We start from the raw sequence: 19,014 nt of genomic DNA, 5'->3' as shown, positions 1-19,014 counted from the left end.
GCTGGTCAGCCCGGGGTGGCAGACGGTGTTCGGTGACGATGGCTCAATCTTTAGCTGAAACTAAGCTTTTAGCCATGCCTAAAGGTGGCATCCTTCTAGAGGTAAGGACGCCAGAGTCCACCTAGCCTCTTGGGGGTACGCCATGGCCTGGCGAAACAGTGCCGAGCACGGTCGTACCGCGGAGTTGGCGGGTGCCCGGCTGGCAAGACAAGCGACAGCGTCCCTTGCCGGACTGCTCGCGGAGCGCGGCATGACCCGCAAGGACCTGGCCGACTGCCTGGGAGTATCCCCCGGACGGGTCAGTCAGATCCTGTCCGGCGACGAGAACCTCACGCTGCGGTCACTGGCCGCGGTCGCGGAGTCTCTCGATGCCCGCGTGGAGATATCGTTCGGCGATCCTTCCGCGGCCGATCCCCCGGAGACCGCCGAGGCCGATTCGGCACGGCACTTCGCGCCGACCTACCGCTGACCGCCTGCCGCTGACCGCACCGGCGCGGCCGTACGGATTCGCTCAAACTCCAGCTCACGCCCCCTGCGGCCGCAACGCGCCGCGAGCTCCCCCGGACCGCCCGTACGAGCCCAGGACAGCGGTCCCACACCCGTACGGGCGACCCGAGGCGCGTGGCCACACGGCCGTAGGCATCCGTTCGAGTCTCCCGCGCGCTGGTCTAGCGACGGTGCCACAGCAGACCGGCCAGGCTCCGTCTGCGGGGCGCCGGGATGCCGGGGGCGGCCGCCGGGCGCCGCAGCGGCAGATGCTGCGCCCTGAGTTCGGCGATCTTTCTGTCGCTGCTGCGCTTCCCGTGCATGTGCGCGAGTTCCAGCAGGTGCCGGCAGTACTGCTCCGCCTCCCCGAACGCCCGCTTCGCGCGCCGGTCCTCCTCGCGGGTGCGCGGCCGGCACTGCTGAAGACAGGACTTGCCGATGTCCGTCTCGGCCTTGGCCCACTTCTGCGCCGCCGTCTGCACGTCCTTGTAGCGGTCGGTGATCTCGCGCCGGATGCTGCTGCGGCTCCGGCTCGTACGCCCGGGCACATCGACCCGCATCAACAGATGCCGCTTGACCTCTTCGGAGAAGACGTCGATGTCCCACCAGTCGTGGAAGCCGCCGACCAGGCGGTCGCACCACTCGGCCCGGTCCTCCTGCAGCCGGCGCGCGAGGCTGGCGAGCAGCAGCGAGTCGCCCAGCGTCAGTACGGCCATCAGGGCGCGCCCGCTCGTCTGCTCCCCCCGGCCCCTGGGGACCACCCCGGAACCGGCCACCGCGCCCACCGCGATCGGTGGCACGCTCGACGCGTGCGGCAGCAGAAAACCGCTGGCCAGCGCCGCCACTCCGGAGGTCCACAACACGACGGAGACCGCCAACGCCGCCGACCGGACCGTACCGAGCAGGCGCCCGTCCTCCCGGAAGCGGTAGACCAGACCCACCCACGCCACCCCCGCGCACACCGCGGCGGGCAGGGCCCACTCAGTCAGCCAAGACGCCTGGCCCAACGCCACATCGTCCCCCACTCCGGTACTCCGGTCACAGACGACGAGGCTCTCCACGCACCCGAATCGGCGAAGTCCGAATCAGCGGCGCCCCAACCGCACACCCAACGCGACGTGGCGCCTCGGCACGCAGCGCCTCAGTGCGACTACAGCACGATGCTCCCATCGCGGCCCCGCCGACGTGCGGCGATCCGGCCAAGCCCCCGCAGGAGAGAAAGATTCCCGCCAACAATGAAAGCGATACGGTCGCGAGCGCCCCCGCCCCCGCCGCGGCGGGTCAGCGGCGCCACCGCCTGCCCCCGGACAACGAGAAACGGGCCCCACCGGCGACTTTCGTCACCGGTGAGACCCGTCTCACTGATACGTGCGCGAGGGGGGAGTTGAACCCCCACGCCCTTTCGGGCACTGGAACCTGAATCCAGCGCGTCTGCCTATTCCGCCACCCGCGCATGGGTGCTGTCCTCCGACTCTCCCACAGCTTCCGAACTGGCCTGTTCGGGTCTGGTGCGAGCGCCTTCCGACATCCAGAAGATTAGCACGCCGGTGGGGGTGGGTTCACACCCCTTGTCGAGCGCCCACCCCGTCGGCGACCACCCCGGTTGCGGGACACTGACTTGGGACCGCCTCTACGATCCGTAGTGGAACCTCGCGGAGACGCCCCCGGAACGCGACACTCGTCACTCCTGGCTCCAAAGGGGAACCAGCCGTTTCCACGACGCGTGGATACGATCAGTAAGCAGTATCAGGACGACACTCGGCACGACACCGAGGAAGGAGGTGCCCGGTGGGAGTTATGAAGCGCTTCGAGCAGCGTCTCGAAGGTCTCGTGAACGGCACCTTCGCCAAAGTATTCAAGTCCGAGGTGCAGCCCGTCGAGATCGCGGGCGCGCTTCAGCGTGAGTGCGACAACAACGCCACCATCTGGAACCGCGACCGCACCGTCGTACCCAACGACTTCATCGTCGAGCTCAGCACCCCGGACTTCGACCGGCTGAGCCCGTACTCCGGCCAGCTCGGCGACGAGCTCTCCGGGATGGTGCGCGACTACGCCAAGCAGCAGCGCTACACCTTCATGGGCACCATCAAGGTGCACCTGGAGAAGGCCGACGATCTCGACACCGGCCTCTACCGCGTCCGCAGCCGCACCCTCGCCTCCAGCGAGAGCCAGCAGCCGTCGACCGACAACAACCACCACGCGGAGCGCTCCACGGCCCCGCGTTCCGGACCCGGCCCGGGCCCTGGCGGCGGATACCCCGCGCAGCCCGCCGGTCCGCCCCCCATGCCCTCGGCACCGCCCCCCGGAGCCGCCCGCCCCGTGCCCCGTACGGGCGCACCCGGCACCGGTGGCCCCCTGCCGAGCGCGCAGACCCGCCGCTGGATCGAGATCAACGGCACCCGCCACCAGATCTCCCGGCCCACCCTCGTACTGGGCCGCAGCACCGAGGCGGACGTACGTATCGACGACCCGGGCGTCTCCCGCAGGCACTGCGAGATCCGGGTCGGCACCCCCGCGACAATTCAGGACCTGGGGTCCACAAACGGCATCGTGGTGGACGGGCAGCACACCACCCGCGCTACGCTCCGCGACGGCTCGCGGATCGTCGTGGGCAGTACCACCATCGTTTACCGGCAAGCCGAAGGGTGAAGCGGGGGCAATGTCAGAGCTGACCCTCACGGTCATGCGGTTGGGTTTCCTCGCCGTACTGTGGCTGTTCGTCATCGTGGCCGTACAGGTCATTCGCAGCGATTTGTTCGGCACGCGGGTGACCCAGCGCGGTTCGCGCCGCGGCGGCCAGGAACGGCCGCCGCAGCGAGGGGCCGCGGCGCAAGCCGCCGCCACGCCGCCGCAGCAGCGCCAGCAGTCCGGCGGCCGACGGGCCAAGGGGGGCGGCCGTGGTGCCCCCAGCAAGCTCGTCGTCTCCGAAGGGACCCTGGCCGGCACCACCGTCGCGCTCCAGGGCCAGACCATCTCGCTGGGCCGCGCCCACGACTCCACGATCGTCCTCGACGACGACTACGCCTCCAGCAGGCATGCCAGGATCTATCCGGACCGGGACGGCAAGTGGATCGTCGAGGACCTCGGCTCCACCAACGGCACGTACCTGGACCGGACCCGATTGACCACCCCGACCCCGATCCCGCTCGGCGCGCCGATCCGTATCGGCAAAACCGTCATCGAGCTGCGGAAGTAGTAGGACCATGACGACCGGAGGGTGGGCAGCGTGGCAGCAAAGGGGCTGTTCCCGGAGCCGACGGGCGAGGTGCGCATGAGTCTGTCACTGCGTTTCGCCGCCGGGTCGCACAAGGGAATGATCCGGGAGGGCAACGAGGACTCCGGTTACGCCGGCCCCCGCCTGCTCGCCGTCGCCGACGGCATGGGCGGCCAGGCGGCCGGCGAGGTCGCGAGCTCCGAGGTGATCTCCACCCTCGTCTCGCTCGACGACGACGTCCCGGGTTCCGACATCCTCACCTCGCTCGCCACCGCCGTGCAGCGCGCCAACGACCAGCTGCGCGTCATGGTCGAGGAGGACCCCCAGCTCGAAGGCATGGGCACCACGCTCACCGCCCTCCTGTGGACCGGCCAGCGCCTCGGCCTCGTACACGTCGGCGACTCGCGCGCGTACCTGCTGCGCGACGGCATCCTCACCCAGATCACCCAGGACCACACCTGGGTGCAGCGCCTCGTCGACGAGGGCCGCATCACCGAGGAAGAGGCCACCACCCACCCGCAGCGCTCCCTGCTGATGCGCGCGCTGGGCAGCGGCGACCACGTCGAGCCCGACCTGTCCATCAGGGAGGTACGGGCCGGGGACCGCTACCTCATCTGCTCCGACGGCCTCTGCGGCGTCGTCAGCCACCAGACCATCGAAGAGACCCTCGCCAGCTACCAGGGCCCGCACGAGACCGTGCAGATGCTCATCGAGCTGGCCCTGCGCGGCGGCGGTCCCGACAACATCACCTGCATCGTCGCCGACGTCCTCGACGTCGACGGCGGCGAGGCGCACGCGAGCCAGTTCAACGACACCCCCGTCATCGTGGGCGCGGTCGCCGAGAACCAGCTCCAGATGGGCGACGGCGGCGCCGCCATGCAGACCCCCGCCGGCCGCGCGGCCGAGCTCGGGCGCGCCAACCGGGCCGTACCGCCCCAGTCGGCCGGCGGCTTCGGCCCGCCCGGCAGCGGCGACCCGTCCGCCGAGCAGTCGTCCGACGGCGCCTACGGCGACTACGCCGACGACTACATCAAACCCTCCGCCGGCCGGAAGTGGCTCAAGCGGTCGCTGATCACCCTGGTGGTGCTCGGCATCGTCGGCGGCGGCCTCTACGGCGGCTACCGCTGGACCCAGTCCCAGTACTACGTGGGCGCCAAGGACGAGCACCTCGCCGTCTACCAGGGCATCAGCCAGGACCTCGCCTGGCTCAAGCTCAACAAGGTCTACCAGGACCACCCCGAGATCGAACTCAAGTACCTTCCCGTCGACCAGCGCAGCCGCGTCCAGGACACCATCACGGTCGCCGACCGCGACCAGGCCGTGCAGAAGGCCAAGGACCTCGGCACCCTCGCCGGCGCCTGCAAGAAGCTCGACGAGCGCAAGAAGGCCGAGGCCGAGGCGAAGAAGCAGAAGCAGAAGTCCGACAAGGAAAAGTCAGACAAGGCGGACAAGACAGACAAGGAAAAGGCCGGCCAGGGCGGGGCCCCCGGCTCCAAGCCGCTGCACGGGACGGACCCGCACAGCACCCATCTCGACGCCACGTCACCCAGTCCCGGTCCCACCCTGAGCGAGGAAGAGCAGAAGTTGGTCCCACAGTGCAGCAGCCAGCAGTAAAGGCATAGGGGGCCAACCACCGATGAGCAGCGCCACCACCACCGCGACCACCACCATCAGCACGGTCGGACCGCCCAGCAGGCGCAACACCGAACTGGCCCTGCTGGTCTTCGCCGTCGTCATCCCGTGCTTCGCCTACGCCAACGTCGGCCTCGCGCTCAGCAACGAGATGCCCTCCGGCATGCTCGGTTACGGAGTCGGGCTCGGCCTGCTCGCGGGCGTCGGCCACGTCGTGGTCCGCAAGTTCGCCCCGTACGCCGACCCGCTGCTGCTGCCGCTGGCCACCCTGCTCAACGGGCTCGGCCTCGTACTGATCTGGCGGCTCGACCAGTCCCAGCGGCTCGCGCGCACCGCCAAGGCCCAGGGGTTCACCTTCCAGCCGTCGGCCCCCAACCAGCTGCTCTTCTCGGCCATCGCCATCGCCCTGTTCGTGGCCGTCCTGATCTTCCTCAAGGACCACCGGATCCTCCAGCGCTACACCTACATCTCCATGGTGGTCGCGCTGATCCTGCTGGTCGCCCCGATCTTCTTCCCCGGCAAGAACGGCGCGAAGATCTGGATCACGCTCCCCGGTCTCGGCTCCATCCAGCCCGGCGAGTTCGCGAAGATCATCCTCGCGGTCTTCTTCGCGGGCTATCTCATGGTCAAGCGCGACGCCCTCGCCCTGGCCAGCCGGCGCTTCATGGGCCTGTACCTGCCGCGCGGCCGCGACCTCGGACCGATCATCGTGATCTGGGGGCTGTCGCTGCTCATCCTGGTCTTCGAGACCGACCTGGGCACCTCGCTGCTCTTCTTCGGCATGTTCGTCGTCATGCTGTACGTCGCCACCGAGCGCACCAGCTGGATCGTCTTCGGCCTGCTGATGTCCATCGGCGGCGCCGCGGTCATCGGCACCTTCGAGCCGCATGTGCACGTCCGCGTGATGGCCTGGCTGCACCCCTTCGACGTCTTCAAGACCGGCCAGGGCACCGAGCAGATCGCCCAGTCCCTCTTCGCCTTCGGCTCCGGCGGCGTCTTCGGCACCGGCTGGGGCCAGGGCCACTCCGACCTCATCAGCTTCGCCGCCAACTCCGACTTCATCTTCGCCACCGTCGGCGAGGAGCTCGGGCTGGCCGGCACGATGGCGATGCTGCTGATCTACGGCCTGATCGTGGAGCGCGGCGTACGCACCGCCCTCGCCGCCCGCGACCCCTTCGGCAAGCTGCTGGCCGTCGGCCTCTCCGCCGCCTTCGCCATCCAGGTCTTCGTCGTCGCCGGCGGTGTCATGGGGCTCATCCCCATGACCGGTATGACGATGCCGTTCCTCGCCCAGGGCGGTTCGTCCGTGATCGCCAACTGGGCCCTGATCGCCATCCTCATGAAGATCAGTGACACCGCCCGCCGACCTGCTCCGGCCCCCGCCCCGTCCCCCGACGCCGAGATGACCCAGGTGGTCCGACCGTGAACAAACCCCTGCGCCGTATCGCGATCTTCTGTGGGCTGCTGGTCCTCGCGCTGCTGGTCCGTGACAACTGGGTGCAGTTCGTCCAGGCCGACGAGCTCAAGAACCACAAGCAGAACCGCCGCGTCACGATCGCCACGTACAGCAAGCCGCGCGGCGACATCATCGTCGACGGGCAACGCGTCACCGGCTCCGCGAAGACCGACAGCATCGACTTCAAGTACAAGCGGACGTACAAGAACGGCCCGATGTGGGCGCCCGTCACGGGCTACGCCTCGCAGGTCTACGGCGCCCGGGGGATCGAGAAGCTGGACGACAAGATCCTCACCGGTGAGGACGACCGGCTCTTCTTCAACCGCACCATCGACATGGTCACCGGCAAGGGCAAGAAGGGCGGCGACGTCGTCACCACCCTCAACGCCAAGGCGCAGGAGGCCGCGTTCAAGGGCCTCGGCAAGAACAAGGGCGCCGTCGCCGCCCTCGACCCGCGCACCGGCAAGATCCTCGCGCTGGCCTCCACCCCCTCGTACGACCCGTCCGTGATCGCGGGCAGCGGCAAGGAGGACGAGGAGGCGTGGAAGAAGCTGTCGCCGGACACGGGCGACAAGCCGATGCTCAACCGGGCGCTGCAGGAGACCTATCCGCCCGGCTCCACCTTCAAGCTGGTCACCGCGTCCGCGGCCCTGGAGAACGGCCTCTACACCGACATCGACGAGCCCACGAAGTCGCCGCTGCCGTACTACCTGCCCGACACGAACAAGCAGAAGCTGCCCAACGAGGGCAACATCCCCTGTGAGAACGCCACGATGAAGGTGGCGCTCCAATGGTCCTGCAACACCGTCTTCGGCAAGATCAGCGCCGACCTGGGCAACGAGAAGATGATGAAGGAAGCCGAGAAGTTCGGCTTCAACGACCCCAAGGTCGACACGCCGACGCGCGCCGCCGAGTCCAAGTACCCCAAGGACAACCGGCCGCAGAACGCCATGGCCGGCATCGGCCAGGCGTCCAACACGGCCTCCCCGCTCCAGATGGCCATGGTCACCGCGGCGATCGCCAACAACGGCAAGCTCATGCAGCCGTACATGGTCGACAAGCTGCGGGCGCCGAACCTCAACGTCATCGAGCAGACCGAGCCCAAGGAGAGGAGCCAGCCCCTCTCCAGCTCCAACGCCCAGAAGCTGCAGGAGATGATGGAAAACGTCGTCGAGAAGGGCACCGGCACCGCCGGCAAGATCGACGGCGTCAAGGTGGGCGGCAAGACCGGTACCGCCCAGCACGGCGAGAACAACAAGGCCAACCCGTACGCCTGGTTCGTCTCGTACGCCAAGACGGACAAGGGCTCCCCGGTCGCCGTCGCGTGCGTCATCGAGAGCTCCGACACGCTGCGCGACGACATCGCCGGCGGCAAGCTCGCCGCGCCCGTCGCGAAGGCGGTCATGGAGGCGGTACTCAAGACAGCGAAGTGACCCCGGTCACCCCCGCAACCGAGCGCCGCAAATGGCGGTACCGGTCTGATATCGGGTGACGGTCGCGCCCGGATCACCGAAGGCGCGCCGGGTACGGTATGCCCGGACAGCACACCGCCGGACCCCACACCGGTGCGGTCAGGATTGACGGAGAGGGCTGGATCTATGGAAGAGCCGCGTCGCCTCGGCGGCCGGTACGAGCTGGGCTCGGTGCTCGGCCGCGGTGGCATGGCGGAGGTCTACCTCGCCCATGACACCCGGCTCGGCCGCACCGTGGCTGTGAAGACCCTGCGGGTGGATCTGGCCCGCGACCCGTCCTTCCAGGCCCGGTTCCGCCGAGAGGCACAGTCCGCCGCCTCGCTCAACCACCCGTCGATCGTCGCCGTCTACGACACCGGCGAGGACTATGTCGACAACGTCTCCATCCCCTACATCGTCATGGAGTACGTCGACGGTTCGACCCTGCGCGAGCTCCTGCACTCCGGCCGCAAACTGCTGCCCGAGCGCTCCCTGGAGATGACCATCGGGGTCCTCCAGGCCCTGGAGTACTCGCACCGCGCCGGCATCGTCCACCGCGACATCAAGCCCGCCAACGTCATGCTGACGCGCACCGGGCAGGTCAAGGTCATGGACTTCGGCATCGCCCGCGCCATGGGCGACTCCGGCATGACCATGACACAGACCGCCGCCGTCATCGGCACCGCCCAGTACCTCTCCCCCGAGCAGGCCAAGGGCGAGCAGGTCGACGCGCGCAGCGACCTGTACTCCACGGGCTGCCTGCTGTACGAGCTGCTGACGGTGCGGCCGCCGTTCGTCGGCGACTCGCCGGTGGCCGTCGCCTACCAGCACGTACGGGAAGAGCCGCAGCCGCCGAGCAACTTCGACCCCGAGATCACGCCCGAGATGGACGCGATCGTGCTGAAGGCGCTCACCAAGGACCCGGCCTACCGCTACCAGTCGGCCGACGAGATGCGCGCCGACATCGAGGCAGCCCTCGACGGCCAGCCCGTCGCCGCCACCGCGGCCATGGGCTCGGTCGGCTACGGCCAGGACCAGCCGACCGCCATGCTCCGCGCCCAGGACCCGGCCGCCGGCCAGACCTCCATGCTGCCGCCGATGCGCGACGACGACGGCGGCTACGGCGGCCACGACGACCGCCCGGACCGCCGGCGCGGCGGCGGTGGCGGCAAGAAGAGCCGCGTCTCGACGATCCTGCTGGTCATCGCGGGCATCCTGGTGCTCATCGGCGCCATCTTCATCGGCAAGGCCCTCATGGGCAACAAGCACAACGACGCCAAGGTGCCGGTTCCGGCGCTCGCGGGCGAGACGCTCGCGAAGGCCAAGCAGATGGGCGACAACGGCAGCTTCAAGGTCGTCGAGGACGGCTCGAAGTTCTGCGAGGACCAGAAGAAGAACACGGTCTGCACCCAGACCCCGGCGGCCGGTTCCGAGGTCGCGCGCGACGGCACGGTCAAGGTCGTCATGTCCAAGGGCGTCGAGAAGGTCTCGGTACCGCCGGTCACCGGGCTCTCCCTGGACGACGCGACGTCCACCCTGAAGGACAAGGGCTTCAAGGTCGAGCAGAAGCAGGAGGAGTCCGAGAAGACTCCCAACTCGGTCATCGAACAGAACCCGTCCTCCGGTGCCAAGGCGGAGAAGGGCGCGACGATCACCCTGACCGTCGCCCAGGCCCCGCAGACCAAGACGGTCCCGCCGGTGGTCGGCAAGAGCTGGGACGAGGCCAGCAAGCAGCTCAGCGACGTCGGCTTCACCCCGCAGAAGCAGGAACAGGAATCGAGCCAGCCCGCGGGCACCGTCCTCAAGCAGAGCCCGGACGGCAGCACCCAGGCGCAGCCGAACTCGACGGTCACCCTGACCGTCGCCAAGGCGGCCGAGAAGTTCTCGATGCCGCCGCTGGCGGGCAAGAAGCTCAAGGACGCCAAGAAGGAGATCAGCGACGCGCAGCTGAGCCTCGGCGGCGTCTCCGGTCCCCAGGACGACGACGCGACCGTCATCCTGTCCAACCCGCTCCCCGGCTCCCAGGTCAGCAAGGGCCAGTCGGTCTCCCTGACCACCATGGGCGGCGGCTCGGGCGACGGGGACAGCGACGGGGACGGCACGCAGCTCTTCGGCGACCTCATAGGGAAGGGCCACCACCACCATCACTGACCGCGCTCGACGCCTGAGAGCCGGTGCTTGAGAAGCGCCTGAGAGCCGGCGCTTGAGAAAGGCCCCGGCGCCCTCCCCTAACTTCGGTGGAGGGCGCCGGGGCCTTTCGCCGTACGGGCGGCAGGCTCTTGGAGCCAGGCCCCTACCGAAGCTCCGGCGGTGGCGTGCGCTGGGCGTCGACCTTCTCCGTCCGCTCCAGCTTCGCCCAGACGATATAGCGGTAGTCGGAGGTGTAGACGGGGGTGCAGGTCGTCAGGGTCAGGAAGCGGCCGGGCTTCTTCACGCCGGATTCCTTGGGGACCTGGTCGATGACCTCGACGTTGTACTTCGAGGTCTCGCGCAGCTCGGAGTAGACCTTGTAGACGTACCAGACATCGCGCGTCTCGAAGACGACCGCGTCGCCGTCCTTGAGCTTGTCGATGTTGTGGAACTTCGCGCCGTGGCCGTCGCGGTGCGCGGCCAGCGTGAAGTTGCCCTTCTTCTCCCAGGGCATCGCGGCCTTCACCGGAGAGGTGTAGAACCCGGCGACCCCCTTATTGAGCGTGCCGGTATTCGTGCCCTTCTTTACGAGGACCTCGCCGTTCCTCATGGCCGGTACGTGCAGGAAGCCGATGCCGTCCTTGGTGTTCAGCGCGCCCGGGCCCTTCGCCCAGTTGTCGCGGACGTGGTGGCCCTGCCGCGACGCCTCGCGGTCGGCGAGCACGTTCGTCCACCACAGCGAGTAGACGACGAACAGGGCCAGCAGCAGGCCCGCCGTGATCAGCAGCTCGCCGATGAAGCTGACGGCGGCGGCGATCCGCCCTCGGCCGCGGCGGGCCGGCCGCCGCGGCTCGTCGTGATCGGTCGGTGCCACCGCGCTCGTACCCCTTGTTCACTGATTCGCTGGTCTGTCGGCCCCGTTGGAGGCGGATCGCCCGGCCCGCCGAACGGCCTGCCCGCTGCCGGGCTCACTCGACGAGCGCGTCCGGCTTGCCCTTGCCGCGCGGCCGTTCGTCGACCATCTTGCCCCACACGATCATTCGATACGTACTGGTGAATTCCGGCGTGCACGTCGTGAGCGTGATGTACCGGCCGGGCTTCGTGAAGCCGGAGCCGGTCGGCACCGGGCGGATGACGCTGGTGTTGGACGGCGAGGTCTGCGGAAGCGCGCTCGCCATCTCGTACGTGTAGTACGCGCTCTTCGTCTCCACGACGATCTTGTCACCCGGCTTGAGCTGATTGATGTAACGGAACGGCTCGCCATGGGTGTTGCGGTGCCCGGCGAGCGAGAAGTTGCCCTTCTTGTCCCAGGGCATCGCGGTCTTCAGCGCGCCGTCGGCGTAGTGGCCGACCATGCCGTGGTCGAGGACCTTGGGCTTGCTGATGCCCTCCGCGATCGGCGCCTTCACGTCCAGCTTCGGGATGTAGATGATCGCGAACCCCTGGCCGGGCGAGAACGCCCCCGCGCTCCGGTCCTCGCCGTCGCCCTTGTCCCACTTGTGCTGAAGGCTGTTCGCGGCGCCGCCCGCCTGCTGGTGGGCTATCACGTTCGTCCACCACAGCTGGTACGTCACGAAGAGCAGCATCAGCACGCCGAGCGTGATGAAACCCTCGCCGAGCAGCCGGCTGGCGATCACACCGGGGCTGTCCTTACGGGCCCGCTGCGCGCGGCGGGCCTCCAGCCTGGTGCGCGGCGCGGCCGCCGCGCTCTCGGGCGCGGTGGCGGGGGGAGGCGTCCGGCGGCCTCTGCCGCCGCGCCTGGCGGCGTCCTGAGCGGCCTTTCGGCGCGCGGCCCGGCCATCGGGCCGCGGCGCGGCCGCCGCGGCCGTACCGGCCGCTCTGAGGGGCGTAGCGGGATCGATCCTGCGCAGCGCGACCGTCCTGTCGTCCACCTCACCTTCCTCGCCCTTGTCCTTGATGCCCGGGTTGCCGGGTATCGCGGCGAAATCGGGGCCGAGGTCGAGGGTCAGGGTCCCGCCGTCGGGGGGCGGGGGCGGGGGCGGAGGGGGCTGCGGGGCCCGGTTCTGTACGGGGCTCGGCGGCGCTGGTTCCGGCTGCTCGTGGGGGCGGAACCAGGGCGAGCCCTGGGTCTGCGACGGCCGCTCGGGCGGCAGCGGCTGCGCGGCCCGCTGCCCGGGCGGAGGCACCTGCGAGCGTACGGGCTGGGGCTGGGGCGCCGGCTGGGGCTGGGGCTGGGGCTGGGGCTGGGGCTGGGGCTGGGGCTGGGGCTCGTGTGCTCGTACGGGCTCGTGTGCTCGTACGTCATGCGGCTGCGGCCGTACGGGCTGACGCGCCTGGGCGGACTCGTGTGGCTGTGCGGGCTCCTGGGGCTGTGCGGGTTCCTGCGCCCGCTGATGCCGAGGCCGGGCCTCCCGCTCCCGCGCGGCTCCCCGCGCGCCCTCGCCTCCCCGGTCCGGTTCCCGGTCCGATCCCCGTTGCGGTTCCCGGTCCGGCGTCGGTGCCGTCCGCCCCGGCAGCGGGTCGTTCAGCGGATCGTCGAGCAGTTCGACGGCCGCCGCGAACGCGCCGGTGTCCTCGTACGGGTCGTACGGCGACACCGGCTCCTGGGCGCTCTGCGCGGCGCCCTCGCGCTCGGGGCGGAGTGCGGTCACGCGCCGACCTTGCCGACCACCGGGGCGAGGCCCTCCGACCGGTCCACGGCGGCCGCGTCGCCGCACGTCACCAGCCAGTTGGCGAGCATCAGGTGCCCCCACTCCGTGAGCACCGACTCGGGGTGGAACTGCACACCCTCCACCGGCAGGTCGCGGTGTCTGAGCCCCATCACGATCCCCGTGTCCGTCCAGGCCGTGACCTGCAACTCGTCCGGCACGGTGCCCTGTTCGAGCGCCAGCGAGTGGTAGCGGGTGGCGGTGAACGGCGACGGCAGGCCGTGGAAGACTCCGACGCCCTCGTGGGTGACGGACGAGGTCTTGCCGTGCAGCAGCTCGGGGGCGCGCCCGACGACACCGCCGTAGGCGACCGCCATGGACTGCATGCCCAGGCACACGCCGAAGACCGGAATCCCGTTGTCCGCGCAGTGCCGGACCATGTCGACGCAGACGCCGGCGTGCTCGGGCGTGCCCGGGCCGGGGGAGAGCAGCACGCCGTCGAAGCCGTCCTGCGCGTGCGCGAGTTCGACCTCGTCGTTCCGGACCACCTCGCACTCCGCGCCGAGCTGGTAGAGGTACTGGACGAGGTTGAAGACGAAGCTGTCGTAGTTGTCCACGACCAGGATGCGAGCGCTCACCGGACCGTCCCCGCCATTCCGTTGTCGACCGTCACATCGTTGAACGGAAGCAGTGGCTCAGCCCACGGGAAGACGTACTGGAACAGCACGTAGACGATCGCCAGCACCAGTACGAGCGAGATCAGCGCCCGCACCCACGCGTTGCCCGGCAGATGCCGCCAGATCCAGCCGTACATGCTGTCCCTACTTGCCGATGACTAAGACGGAATTGCCGCTGCCGCAACGGGTCGCGGCGGCGCGGTGCAGCACCAGGGTAAGGCTCCGAGCCTGGGGCGGGTGGGTCAGCTGGGCAAAGCCGCGGGCTTGCCCCGCTCGACGGGCTGGGTCGCGTCGAGGTGCGCCCAGGCGATCAGCCGGTGGCTGTGGCCCCACTCGGGCTCGCAGGTCGTGAGGGTGAGATAGCGGCCGGGCCCCTTGAACCCCGACTTCCGCGGAACCGGGTCGATGACGGCGGTGTCGGCGGGCAGCGTCTTGTACGGCCTGCGGTCGACGCGGTACGTGAACCAGGTCGCCCCGTCCCGCACCACCACCGCGTCCCCGGGGCGCAGCTCGGGGAAGTCCTTGAACGGGTCGCCGTACGTACGGCGGTGCCCGGCCACCGCGAAGTTGCCCGTCTCCCCGAGGCGCGCGGTGCCGGAGTAGTGGCCGAGCCCCTTCTTCAGTACGGAGGTGCCGGTGCCCTCCAGGACGGGCTTGGACCAGCCGGACCCGAACCTGGGGATGTACATGACCGCGAACGACTCGCCCTCTTCATAAGGCGTCTGCGGCGGCGGCTTCGGCGCCCCCGCGGTCCGGCCGGGCTCCGGGGACCGCCCCGGCCGCGCGCTGCCGGACGCGACGGAGCCGGTGGACCACTTGTCCTGGAGGTGGTCGAGCTCGCCGTTCATGGCGCTGTCGGCCCGTACCCCGGTCCAGTACAGGACGTAGGCGACGAACAGGACGATCAGGGTGCCGACGGTGACGCACAGCTCGCTGAACGTCCGGACGATCACGCGCGCGTTCACCTTCACGGGCCGCTCCCGTCGTCGGCTGGGGCCTGGCGCCCGCCGCCTCCGACTACGACGCGGGCTTCGCGTAGTGGAGATCCACTGTGCCCGAGTAGCCGGGAAGAGTCACCGCATCGTGCTGGTCGACTTTCCAGCCGAGCCCGTACGCGTTCACGTACTGCTTGTAGTTCTGGATCGAGGGCGTGGAGTCCAGCGCCTTGCGCAGTACGTTCCGGTCGCCGACCGCGGTCACCTTGTACGGCGGGGAGTAGACGCGGCCCTGCAGGATGAGGGTGTTGCCCACGCAGCGCACAGCACTGGTGGAGATCAGCCGCTGGTCCATGATCCGGATGCCCTTGGCGCCGCCCCGCCACAGGGCGTTGACGACGCCCTGGAGGTCCTGCTGGTGGATGACCAGGTCGTTGGGGTGCGGCTCCGGGACGCCGGGGATACGGGCGGTGGCCCCCTGCGGGGCGTCGGTGAGGGTGACGCTCAGCCCGGCTCCCTTGAGCGGCTTGGTGCCGGCGCTCTTCTCCAGGCCGGCGATGCGCTTGTCCTCGGCCTTGGTGCTGCCGTTGTCGCGCCGGGCCAGCGCGTCGACCTCGTCGCGTACGCCCGCGGCGCTGTCGTCGAGGCCGGCGTTCTTGTGGCTGCGCTCCTGGATGAGGTCGGAGAGGCGGAGCATGGAATCGTCGGTGCGCAGGTCAGTGCCCTGGGCGGTATTGAAGCTCATCCAGAAGATGAGGCCGGCGAGCGCGAATACTCCGGCGGTGAGCAGCCGGACCGGCCGGAAACGCCGGGGTACGGTGCTGGTGGAGTCGGCAGAATTGCTCAACGTACCCTTATCCTCTCCGACGCCGCGGAAGCACTACGCTAACGGACGGCCGGGGCACGGCAGCGACCCCCGCCGCCACCCGTCCCGGCTGACAGCTTTGTATCCCCGCGCGGTCACGCAGCGCATCGACAGGAGAGTTCCTCGTGCCGAAGTCACGTATCCGCAAGAAGGACGACTTCACCCCGCCGCCGGCGGCTAAGCAGCAGAACATCAGGCTCAACAGCGGGCGCCGGTGGGTCGCCCCGCTGATGCTGGCGATGTTCGCCCTCGGCCTGGCATGGATCGTCGTCTTCTACGTGACGCGCGGAGATCTGCCGATCTCGGCTCTGCACAACTGGAACATCGTGATCGGTTTCGGCTTCATCGCCGCGGGGTTCGTGGTCTCCACGCAGTGGAAGTAGCCACGCCGGCGCCGCACCACCCGTCCCGCGGGCCCTCGGGTCCGCTTCGAAGCGGCTCTTGAGACGACCCTTGAGGCGGTCCTTGAGGTGCCCCTTGAACGGCCCGTGAACCGGCCCTTCGAGGCGGCTCTGCCCTGAGCCTGTCGCCGAGTTATCCACACCTTCATCCACACTGGGGAAAAACTCAGAAGATCTGTGGATAACTTCCCTGGCGTTGACGCCGGTGTGACTGGCGGCTGCGCTCCGTGCTCACGATCACACCGCCGCCTTCCTGGGCAAACACGGATCGGGGCCGACACGAACAGCAGTTCCCACAGCGTGCACAAGATCCGTGATTCTCTGTGGACAACTCGGGGATCAGGCCCCTGACCGGGGCCGAAAGCCCCTCCCCGCAGGGCGGGTCAGCCGTTGAGCTGCACAGTCCGCACCGCCACCACGGCGACGATCACGAGCAGCACCAGCCCACAGGTGGCCCGCTGCACGAGGACCCGCTTGTCGCGGGGCGCGTGCACCATGCCGTACGCCACCGCCGTGCCGACCGCCAGGCCGCCGAGGTGCGCCTGCCAGGAGATGTTGGCCCAGGTGAAGGTGATGAGCAGGTTCAGCGCGAGCAGCGCGATGACCGGCCGCATGTCGTAGTTGAGGCGCCGCATCAGGACCGCGGTGGCGCCCAGCAGCCCGAAGATCGCACCGGAGGCGCCGAGCGTCCCCTGGTTCTGGGCTGCCAGCAGATAGGCCAGCGCACTGCCGCCCAGCCCCGCCAGCAGATACAGCACCAGGAACCGGACGCGGCCCAGGGCCGCCTCCAGCGGCGGGCCCAGCCACCACAGCGAGAGCATGTTGAAGCCGATGTGGAAGATCTGCTGATGCAGGAACATCGAGGTCAGCAGTCGGTACCACTGGCCGTCGGCGACGCCGACCCAGCCGGGGACGCTCGGGTCGAACGCCTTCCCGATCAGTTCGAGGTCTACGACGAGGGTGTCCCCCAAGGAGAGCACCGCGATGAACACCGCGAGGTTGATCCCCAGCAGGATCTTGGTGACCAGGCGCCGGTCAGCCGCTACGGCGCCGCCCGCGACGGTGCGCGGTTCGTTCGCCCGCGGTGCCTGCCCGGTGCCCGAGCCGCTGCCCACGCACTCGGGGCACTGGAAGCCGACCGAGGCGCTGACCATGCAGTCGGGGCAGATGGGCCGTTCGCAGCGCACACAGCGCACGCCCGTCTCCCGGTCCGGGTGCCGGTAGCAGCAGACCGCCTGGTCCTCCATCATCTCCCCTTGCCCCCTGCCGGTCGGCCGAGCGCCGTCGGAGCCCCAGCGGGCTCCCGGCCTTCGCGTACGTACACAGGCCCCGCCCCTCTCTACGGACGGGCGGGGCGCTGGGTTCCCGTACGGGCTCAGCCCTGGCGGCGCTCGATCACAACCGACTCGATCACGACGTCGTTGACCGGGCGGTCCGTGCGCGAGTTGGTCTCGGCGGCCGCGATGGTGTCGATGACCTTCTGGCTCGCCGGGTCGACGACCTCACCGAAGATGGTGTGCTTGCCGGTCAGCCACGTGGTCGGGGAGACCGTGAGGAAGAACTGCGAGCCGTTGGTGCCGGGGCCCGCGTTGGCCATGGCCAGCAGGTACGGCTTGTTGAACGAGAGGTCGGGGTGGAACTCGTCCGCGAACTTGTAACCCGGGCCGCCGGTGCCATTGCCCAGCGGGTCACCGCCCTGGATCATGAATCCGCTGATGACACGGTGGAAAATGGTGCCGTCGTACAGCTTGTCCGTGGAGGTCACGCCGGTCTCGGGGTTGGTCCACTGGCGAGCCCCCTCGGCGAGCTCGACGAAGTTCGCGACCGTCTTGGGCGTGTGGTCCGGCAGCAGCCGGATCACGATGTCGCCGTTGTTGGTCTTCAGGGTGGCGTAGAGCTGCTCAGCCACGATCTACCTTCCATAGACTTCACTGACGTTCACCGATCCTCGCACGGACGCGCGTGGACGTCGCCCGACTGCCGCTTCCGGGCGCCTTCGGACACCTTCTCGCCGCCGGTACTTGTCGCCAGTAGTCGCCGAACGGGCGCGCCCGGCCGCCAACCGTGGCATTGTCAGCCGAAGCTCCTTATGCCCCGGATGCCCGCCCGCACATGCCATCAGGCCGCTGGACAGGCATGATCTTCAATCGCGGGGACAGGCGACAAATACTGCATTCATTGGGGACAAACGCCAAGCCCCCGGACACGCCACCGAGGAGGAGGAACCGTGACCCGCAAGGACAGCGTGCGAGCCGCGACCGACACGGCCAAGGACAGCGTGCGGCACGCCGCGGAAGTGGTGGCGCCCTACGCCGGAACGGCCAAGGACACCGCCACACACTTTGCGCACGAGGCGCGCGTACGGCTCGCGCCCAAGGTGTCGACCGCCGCACACCAGGCCCGCTCCACCGCGGGCGAGCAGTACCGCGCCCACCTCGCCCCCCGGTTCGAGCACGCCCGCGAGGCGCTGCCGCCCAAGGTCGACCAGGCGGCACTGCGGGCCCGCGCCGCCGCCGAGCCCGTACGGGACGAGGCGGTGGCCCGCGGCAGCGCGGCGCTCGCGGCGCTGCGCGGCCAGGTCTCGGCCGCCGAGATCGAGAAGCTCACCAAGAAGCGCACCCGCCGGGCCCGCACCGGTAAGTTCGCGAAGCGGCTGGTAGTCCTCGGAGTACTGGCGGGCGGCGCGGTGGCCGTCTGGAAGTGGTGGGACAAGCAGGCCAACCCGGACTGGCTGGTGGAGCCCCCGGCCCCCACCGAGGTCTCCGACCGCACGCCGCTCACCGCGGTCGACGGCAGCGCCGGCGCCTCACTCGACCCCGAGGTCCAGGCCAAACAGGCCGAGGCGGAGGCCGACGCCCCGAACCGCGACGACAAGCGCTGACGGCCGTACGGGCACGTACGCGCTCACGTACGCGCGTACGCACTGCGGACCAGAAAGCCGGCCCGAGCCAGGAAGCCGGCCCGAGACCGAAAACCGGCTCAAGCCAGGAAGCCGGCCGACGCGGGCCGGAGCCCACCGGCCTGTACACACCGTCGAACGCTGTGGGGGGGGGGGGGGGGAGGGGGAGGGGGGGGGGGGGGTGCCCTAGACACAGGAAGTGATTTTGTCTCTCGCGCTCAGGGAGAGAGCAAGGAGATTTTGGTTGCGGGGGCCACAT

The 19,014-nt window shown here is 69.5% G+C and carries 18 protein-coding genes and 1 tRNA gene; 9 read left to right on the top strand and 10 right to left on the bottom strand.

Going from position 1 to position 19,014, the window contains the following annotated elements; genetic code table 11:
* Positions 1-142 precede the first annotated feature (142 nt).
* A complete protein-coding gene (locus tag AC07AB_RS02650) occupies positions 143-469 on the top strand; it encodes a helix-turn-helix transcriptional regulator (protein WP_478558817.1) in 327 nt (108 codons plus the stop codon).
* Positions 470-668: 199 nt separating this feature from the next.
* Here AC07AB_RS02650 and AC07AB_RS02645 read toward each other — a convergent pair whose 3' ends face one another.
* Positions 669-1,493, bottom strand: a complete 825-nt coding sequence (locus AC07AB_RS02645) for a hypothetical protein (protein WP_478558814.1) — start codon at positions 1,491-1,493, stop codon at positions 669-671.
* 362 nt (positions 1,494-1,855) lie between these two features.
* Positions 1,856-1,939 (bottom strand) — tRNA-Leu (locus tag AC07AB_RS02640).
* A gap of 335 nt (positions 1,940-2,274) precedes the next feature.
* Between AC07AB_RS02640 and AC07AB_RS02635 the strand changes: the two genes are divergently transcribed.
* The 6 genes from AC07AB_RS02635 to pknB all read left to right on the top strand — a co-directional run bounded on the left by AC07AB_RS02635 (position 2,275) and on the right by pknB (position 10,390).
* A complete protein-coding gene (locus AC07AB_RS02635; protein ID WP_478558812.1) occupies positions 2,275-3,135 on the top strand; it encodes an FhaA domain-containing protein in 861 nt (286 codons plus the stop codon).
* A 10-nt stretch (positions 3,136-3,145) separates the two neighbouring features.
* Positions 3,146-3,682: an FHA domain-containing protein FhaB/FipA gene (locus AC07AB_RS02630; RefSeq protein WP_478558809.1), complete on the top strand. Its 537-nt coding sequence runs from the start codon at positions 3,146-3,148 to the stop codon at positions 3,680-3,682.
* A gap of 75 nt (positions 3,683-3,757) precedes the next feature.
* Positions 3,758-5,314, top strand: a complete 1,557-nt coding sequence (locus AC07AB_RS02625; RefSeq protein ID WP_478559713.1) for a PP2C family protein-serine/threonine phosphatase — start codon at positions 3,758-3,760, stop codon at positions 5,312-5,314.
* A gap of 22 nt (positions 5,315-5,336) precedes the next feature.
* Positions 5,337-6,758, top strand: coding sequence for an FtsW/RodA/SpoVE family cell cycle protein (locus AC07AB_RS02620; RefSeq protein WP_478558806.1), 1,422 nt, complete (start codon positions 5,337-5,339; stop codon positions 6,756-6,758).
* Positions 6,755-8,221, top strand: coding sequence for a peptidoglycan D,D-transpeptidase FtsI family protein (locus tag AC07AB_RS02615; RefSeq protein WP_478558803.1), 1,467 nt, complete (start codon positions 6,755-6,757; stop codon positions 8,219-8,221). The genes AC07AB_RS02620 and AC07AB_RS02615 overlap by 4 nt, the downstream gene beginning before the upstream one ends.
* A 165-nt stretch (positions 8,222-8,386) precedes the next feature.
* A complete protein-coding gene (gene pknB, locus AC07AB_RS02610) occupies positions 8,387-10,390 on the top strand; it encodes a Stk1 family PASTA domain-containing Ser/Thr kinase (RefSeq protein WP_478558800.1) in 2,004 nt (667 codons plus the stop codon).
* A gap of 142 nt (positions 10,391-10,532) precedes the next feature.
* Here pknB and AC07AB_RS02605 read toward each other — a convergent pair whose 3' ends face one another.
* The 6 genes from AC07AB_RS02605 to AC07AB_RS02580 form a co-directional block, all read right to left on the bottom strand.
* The gene (locus AC07AB_RS02605; protein ID WP_478558797.1) at positions 10,533-11,243 is read right to left on the bottom strand and encodes a class E sortase; all 711 of its coding nucleotides are present in this window, start codon (positions 11,241-11,243) and stop codon (positions 10,533-10,535) included.
* A 94-nt stretch (positions 11,244-11,337) separates the two neighbouring features.
* Positions 11,338-12,981: a class E sortase gene (locus tag AC07AB_RS02600; protein WP_478558794.1), complete on the bottom strand. Its 1,644-nt coding sequence runs from the start codon at positions 12,979-12,981 to the stop codon at positions 11,338-11,340.
* Positions 12,978-13,616: an aminodeoxychorismate/anthranilate synthase component II gene (locus AC07AB_RS02595; RefSeq protein WP_478558791.1), complete on the bottom strand. Its 639-nt coding sequence runs from the start codon at positions 13,614-13,616 to the stop codon at positions 12,978-12,980. The genes AC07AB_RS02600 and AC07AB_RS02595 overlap by 4 nt, the downstream gene beginning before the upstream one ends.
* Complete coding sequence (locus AC07AB_RS02590) at positions 13,613-13,792, bottom strand: hypothetical protein (protein ID WP_478558788.1); 180 nt, start codon at positions 13,790-13,792, stop codon at positions 13,613-13,615. Before AC07AB_RS02590 ends, AC07AB_RS02595 begins: the two co-directional genes overlap by 4 nt.
* Before the next feature lie 105 nt (positions 13,793-13,897).
* The gene (locus AC07AB_RS02585) at positions 13,898-14,620 is read right to left on the bottom strand and encodes a class E sortase (protein WP_478559710.1); all 723 of its coding nucleotides are present in this window, start codon (positions 14,618-14,620) and stop codon (positions 13,898-13,900) included.
* 52 nt (positions 14,621-14,672) lie between these two features.
* Positions 14,673-15,437, bottom strand: a complete 765-nt coding sequence (locus tag AC07AB_RS02580; RefSeq protein WP_478558785.1) for a DUF881 domain-containing protein — start codon at positions 15,435-15,437, stop codon at positions 14,673-14,675.
* A gap of 143 nt (positions 15,438-15,580) precedes the next feature.
* Between AC07AB_RS02580 and crgA the strand changes: the two genes are divergently transcribed.
* Complete coding sequence (gene crgA, locus AC07AB_RS02575) at positions 15,581-15,838, top strand: cell division protein CrgA (protein WP_478558782.1); 258 nt, start codon at positions 15,581-15,583, stop codon at positions 15,836-15,838.
* 401 nt (positions 15,839-16,239) lie between these two features.
* Here the strand turns inward: crgA and AC07AB_RS02570 are convergent, their stop codons facing one another.
* Positions 16,240-17,103, bottom strand: a complete 864-nt coding sequence (locus tag AC07AB_RS02570; protein WP_478558779.1) for a rhomboid family intramembrane serine protease — start codon at positions 17,101-17,103, stop codon at positions 16,240-16,242.
* 128 nt (positions 17,104-17,231) lie between these two features.
* Positions 17,232-17,765, bottom strand: a complete 534-nt coding sequence (locus AC07AB_RS02565) for a peptidylprolyl isomerase (RefSeq protein ID WP_478558776.1) — start codon at positions 17,763-17,765, stop codon at positions 17,232-17,234.
* A gap of 318 nt (positions 17,766-18,083) precedes the next feature.
* Here AC07AB_RS02565 and AC07AB_RS02560 point away from each other — a divergent pair, with 318 nt between their 5' ends.
* Positions 18,084-18,737 (top strand): DUF5324 family protein, encoded by a 654-nt coding sequence (locus AC07AB_RS02560; protein ID WP_478558773.1) that lies wholly within the window; start codon positions 18,084-18,086, stop codon positions 18,735-18,737.
* Positions 18,738-19,014: the final 277 nt, after the last annotated feature.

Source organism: Streptomyces sp. NPDC044033 (genome assembly GCF_056434425.1).
The sequence above is the reverse complement of the archived record's forward strand: the minus strand, read 5'-3'. Positions and strand labels throughout refer to the sequence as shown.